At 42.6% G+C, this 1,036-nt stretch carries 1 protein-coding gene; it reads left to right on the top strand.

What is annotated here, in order from left to right; genetic code table 11:
- Positions 1 to 452: 452 nt before the first annotated feature.
- Positions 453 to 1,036: hypothetical protein (locus U1E26_07860; protein MDZ4169556.1), on the top strand; the 584-nt coding region annotated here is incomplete at its 3' end.

Below are 1,036 nucleotides of genomic sequence, written 5' to 3'. Positions count from 1 at the left end.
ATTGAAGTTAGTTTTTCTAAAACTGTTCACCAACAAACGCTGTGGGTGATAGGCTCGGTGGGTACGATTGTTATGGGCGTCCGTCTGCTCGAATGGTTTTTAGCGCATTTAGCCTGAGCGTTTTTTTGTGGGACTTTTGTGTGTTCAACGCTGGCTTTGTATGATTACACACTTAGCGCTTTGTACAAGGAAACTCTGCGCTACTCTGCGCTTAACTTTGTGCGACTCTGCGGTTAAATAAAACCGGCCGGGATTTTTTAAGCGGCGTTTTTTAACCGCAGAGTAACGCTGAGTTATGCGCAGAGTCTCGCAGAGTTTTTTTGTGGGACTTTTGTGCGTTCAACGCTGGCTTTGTATGATTGCAAGCTCGGCGCTTTGTATATAAGGAAGCTCTGCGGTTAGATAATGCTATACTTCGCCAAATTTGAACCGGATGGATGGGACGTAATTTTATGAGTGCTGTAGCCTTGCATTTGTACGAAAAACTTAATGAAGCGCCTGATGATAAAGCGCGCTCAAAAGCAATTGTTGAAGCTTTTAGCGAATTGGAAGAGCGTTATCCTAATCTTAGGGAGGTGGCTACTCGGCATAATTTGAGCGAAACCGAATTGCGCTTACAAAAGGAAATAGAGCAAACTCGGCTTGAGATTAAAACGGTTGAGGCGAATCTGCAAAAGGAAATTGAAAAAACGCGCATTGAAATCAAAACGGTTGAGTCGAATCTGCAGCTTGAAATCAAAACGGTTGAGGCGAATCTGCAGCTTGAAATCAAAACGGTTGAGGCGAATCTGCAGCTTGAAATCAAAACGGTTGAGGCGAATCTGCAGCTTGAAATCAAAACGGTTGAGGCGAATTTACAAAAGGAAATCAAAACGGTTGAGGCGAATTTACAAAAGGAAATCAAAACGGTTGAGGCGAATTTACAAAAGGAAATTGAAAAAACGCGCATTGAAATCAAAACGGTTGAGGCGAATTTACAAAAAGAAATAGAGCAAACTCGGCTTGAAATCAAAACGGTTGAGGCGAATCTGCAAAA

This window comes from Coriobacteriia bacterium, from assembly GCA_034370385.1.
In the GTDB taxonomy this organism is placed as follows: Bacteria; Actinomycetota; Coriobacteriia; order Anaerosomatales; family PHET01; genus JAXMKZ01.
Note: the sequence above shows the minus strand (reverse complement) of the source record. Positions and strands in the feature narration are given on the sequence as shown.